The sequence below is a fragment of the Rhodococcus sp. SMB37 genome (assembly GCF_004345605.1).
In the GTDB taxonomy this organism is placed as follows: domain Bacteria; phylum Actinomycetota; class Actinomycetes; order Mycobacteriales; family Mycobacteriaceae; genus Rhodococcus.
The window spans coordinates 1-3,956 of sequence record NZ_SLVY01000041.1 but is presented as its reverse complement, the minus strand read 5'-3'; the positions used below and the strand labels follow the sequence as shown (position 1 = coordinate 3,956).

Genomic DNA, 3,956 nt, shown 5'->3' with positions numbered 1-3,956 from the left:
AGCAACTGCGACGGCTTCGCCGTAGTCCGCCACGCCGGCGATGAACCATTCCGACCGCGATGGCCGCGATCTGGGGCACGATTAGCCGGTCAATGCTGGGACAATGCCGGCGCCGAATCGCTGTGGTCGACCTTCAAGCACGAGCACTACTACCGCCACAGCTACGTGCACAAGGCTGAGTTAGTTGCTGCAGTTGACAACTGGATGGTCTACTACAACAGTACGAGGAGGCATTCCACGATCGGGATGTTGAGCCCGATCGACTACGAGGTGTCACTGACTGCGGACCTTCGGGCCGCGTAACCACCCTCCACTATTCGGGGTGAACCTCGGCCGCCGTGAACACAGTCAACGCGTCTCGGTGTCTGAGAATCGGGAAGGCGTGCAGGGCTTGAGGTGCCGCACCCGGGTTTTCTCCCGCGAGCGCCGCAGACCCATAGATGCCCCTACCTCGTCGACCTGTTCGCGCACCGCACTGGTGGCGTCCTCGGTCCCATGAACGAGGACGACGAAGTTGTCGGAGTCGCGGACGAGTCGCCACGTCGGTGACCCCTTGCGGCGACGATATACCCGCTTGCCCTCCATCAAGGCGACGTGCTCGATCCGATCGAAGCACGCCTCGATGCCCCGCATCGGAAACGGCCGAAACAATCCATCCTTCAGGAAGACCCGTAGCGCAAACCGAAGGTGCGCCAGAACTGATATTCAGATGTCGTTGACGGCATCGATCGTGACCGGGACCGCGGTCATCGTCGGCATGTGATTGATCGTTTGGACGTTCGTATCGCACGTCAACAGTGCTGCGACGTTGCTACCGTGGTCGTGGGGATCGGCATCCGGATCCAGCGATCCGTAACAATGCGTCATAGACACGATGCCCCGCCGCACTGTCTCGTCCGGAACCGCGACAGCCCGGATGGATCCGTGACGAGACCGGATGATTACTGTGTCGTCCTCGGAAATTCCGAGTTGCCGAAGATCGGCGGGATGGACGAAGGCAGGGTTGAAGGTGCGACGCGCGAGACCGGGTATACCCCGGCCCAAGGAGTTCATCAGCTCACGTTCACGCCGGACCACAAGTCTCAGCAAGAACTCGTCGACGATGGTGTCGGATCTGCTCAACGCTACTTCGAGTTCATGCGCAACACCCTGTGGAAACAGTTGGAGCCTGTTCTCGGCTGCATCGGGGGAGGGCGGCAACACGGTCGAGGTTCGTGGTGGTGGGCGGAGTCCGCCGTCGGCAGCGACGACGTCGGACAGAGGGGCCCGCCCACGCTCTGCAAGCATCGCGAGCAGTTCGTCGGAGGTCGGGGTCACGCGCGGGTCGAGGACGCGACCGGCGAACTTCACGTCGATGTGCATCTCCGTGGCGAGACGGAACCAGAACTGCCAGTCCTCGACCACTCCAGGTGGCGGATCTACCAATGGCAGGGTGTGCTGGGCATACGGCGTGGTGAAAGTGGCCTCCATCGCAGCAGTGTGATCGGCGCGTTCGTACATTGTCGTGGGAGCGATGACGTAGTCGGCGAGCTGCGCAGTCTCGGACATGTGGGTGTCGACACAAACCAAAAGGTCGAGAGATCGCAACGCCCGCAACGTCTTGTCTTTGTCCGGCAGAGCGCTCGCCGGGTTACCGCCGGACACGAGAAGCGCGCGAACCTGGTCGACGCCCGGTTGCAGAATTTCGTCGGCCAGAATCCCCGAGGGCAGCTGTCCGTTGAGTGTGCCCACTCCGCCTACGCGGCTGTGAAATCCGGACTCCCAACTACGTCCGGGCGGAACGACTTCCGCGCGTGGAGCGACCGAGCGTGACAGTGCAGACCGGTCTTCGACACTGTCGCCTTCGCGAGCGAATCGGCCGCAGACAACGTTGAGGCACGCGGCCAGGTGTTCCGCCACATTGGAATCCGGGCCCATACATACCCCGGTTCCGGTCGACACCATCCCACTCGATGCGCGGCCGAACATCCTTGCTGCAGTGATGAGGTCCTCGGAGGGGACGTCACACACCCGCTCGACGAGATCCGGTGTAACGCCGGAGACTGCATTCGCGAGTTCGTCGAGCCCGTCGACATAGCGGTCGCAGAACTCCCGATCGTGTAACTCTTCGGTGAGGATGACGTTCAAGATTCCCGCAAAAATGACGGCATCGAAGCCGGGACGCGTTTGAAGGTGTAGGTCGGCTCTCGACGCCGTCTCGGTCTTCCGCGGATCGATGACGATCAACTCGAGTCCACGATCTCTGGCTGCCCTCAAGGACGCCGAGGGGTTCGCCATCAACGCTCCGTCACCATCGCCCCCGTTCACCGACACAAGCGGATTTGTGCCGGCGAGTATCCAGACGTCCGAGTCGTGGAACTTCTGTCGCCCGCCGAGATATTGCCCCATCCGCTCCCGAACAATCCATTTGGCCGACTGATCGATGGTCATGGTGGAGAACAACTTGTGTGAACCGAGCCCTCTGAACCACCCGCGGACCATCGGGCCGGTCAAGGTAGCGAAGTTGTGTTGGGTCCCCATGAACAGACCGATGGCATCGGGCCCGTTGCTGCCGATCACGTCACCGAGGCGTTCCGAGATCTCAGCAGCCGCCTCGTAGGCAGGGACAGACCCGAATTCGCCGTTGCGGTTTCGACGAAGCGATGTCGCGAGTCGTCCGGGGGCGTACATGAGGTCGCCGCCTCTACGTCCCTTAGCCTGAATCCGTGGACGATCTCGAGGGTGGATCGGCGTGTGAGATAACGAAAGTGCCTTGTGAGCTGGGATAATCGGGAGTGTCTAGGTCCTGACTATCCACCACACCACGAGGCACTTTCAGTTGAAATCATCGCACACCTTCCGCACGGACTCCGCGCTCTTCGACGAGACGAATCTCGTGTCGTCCGCCGGGCTGATCCCGGTACTGGAACTGGCCGAACACGCAGGACTGTCGGAACTGATCGACACCCACCTCGACATCGACAGCGCCCGAGTCAAATCGGGCGCCGCCAACCCGATCGGCAAACTCACCTCGATCATCGCCGGGATGTGCACCGGAGCGGACTACATCGACGACATGAACCTGCTCCGATCCGGCGGGACGCCGACCCTGTTCGACCAGGTCTACGCCCCCTCAACCCTGGGAATCTTCCTGCGCGAGTTCACCTACGGACACAGCCTCCAACTCGGGGCGGTGCTACGCCGACACCTGATCGCCCTCACCGCCCGCACCCCACTGCTGCCGGGCATCGAAGAGCGGGCGTTCCTCGACATCGACTCGCTGCTGCGCCCGGTCTACGGACACCAGAAACAAGGAGCGTCCTACGGCCACGCCAAGATCTCCGGCCGCACCGTGCTGCGCAAAGGATTGAACCCCCTGGTCACGACGCTGTCCACCGCGCAGGCCGCCCCAGTGGTCGCCGAGATGCGACTGCGCGCCGGCAAGACCGGCTCCGGCCGCGGCGCCGCGTCCCAGCTACGCTCGGCGATCACCACCGCGAAAGCGTGCGGTGCGACGGGCAAGATCATGGCCCGCGGCGATTCGGCGTTCGGCAACAAGGCCGTCATCGGAGCCGCGATCCGCTCCGGTATCGAGTTCTCACTGGCCATGACCCGCAATCCACGGATCACCCGGGCGATCGAGAGCATCGACGAGCAGGCCTGGACACCAGTGCACTACCCCGGCGCGGTCACCGACCCCGACACCGGACAGTTGATCTCCGACGCCGAGGTCGCCGAGGTCGAATACACCGCGTTCTCCGGCCGTCACCAGGTCACCGCCCGGCTGGTCGTGCGCCGCGTCAAAGACGCGAACTATCCCGACGCATTGTTTCCGGTGTGGCGGCACCACCCGTTTTTCACCAACTCCGACCTGCCGACCGTCAGGGTGCCGTAGTTGTTGACTTCCGGGGCTGCGGCCTGGAGTTTCATGCGCTCAAGACCAGGTCGACCGCGTGATGAGGGTTGGCCGCCAGTCG

3 protein-coding genes and 1 pseudogene are annotated in these 3,956 nt (G+C 62.9%); 2 read left to right on the top strand and 2 right to left on the bottom strand.

The features are described 5' to 3' along the window. Window positions 1–303: integrase core domain-containing protein (locus EV641_RS29015; protein WP_158289240.1), on the top strand; the 303-nt coding region annotated here is incomplete at its 5' end. 45 nt (window positions 304–348) lie between these two features. Here EV641_RS29015 and EV641_RS29010 read toward each other — a convergent pair. Then, window positions 349–651 carry a hypothetical protein gene (locus EV641_RS29010; protein WP_132476961.1) on the bottom strand — a complete coding sequence of 101 codons (303 nt, stop codon included), beginning with the start codon at window positions 649–651 and terminating at the stop codon, window positions 349–351. A gap of 54 nt (window positions 652–705) precedes the next feature. Then, entirely contained in the window at window positions 706–2,670 is a 1,965-nt protein-coding gene (locus tag EV641_RS29005) for a molybdopterin-dependent oxidoreductase (protein ID WP_132476959.1), read from the bottom strand. 148 nt (window positions 2,671–2,818) lie between these two features. Here EV641_RS29005 and EV641_RS29000 point away from each other — a divergent pair. Beyond that, window positions 2,819–3,856 (top strand): annotated as a pseudogene (locus EV641_RS29000) (IS1380 family transposase); the annotation flags it as partial. Window positions 3,857–3,956: the final 100 nt, after the last annotated feature.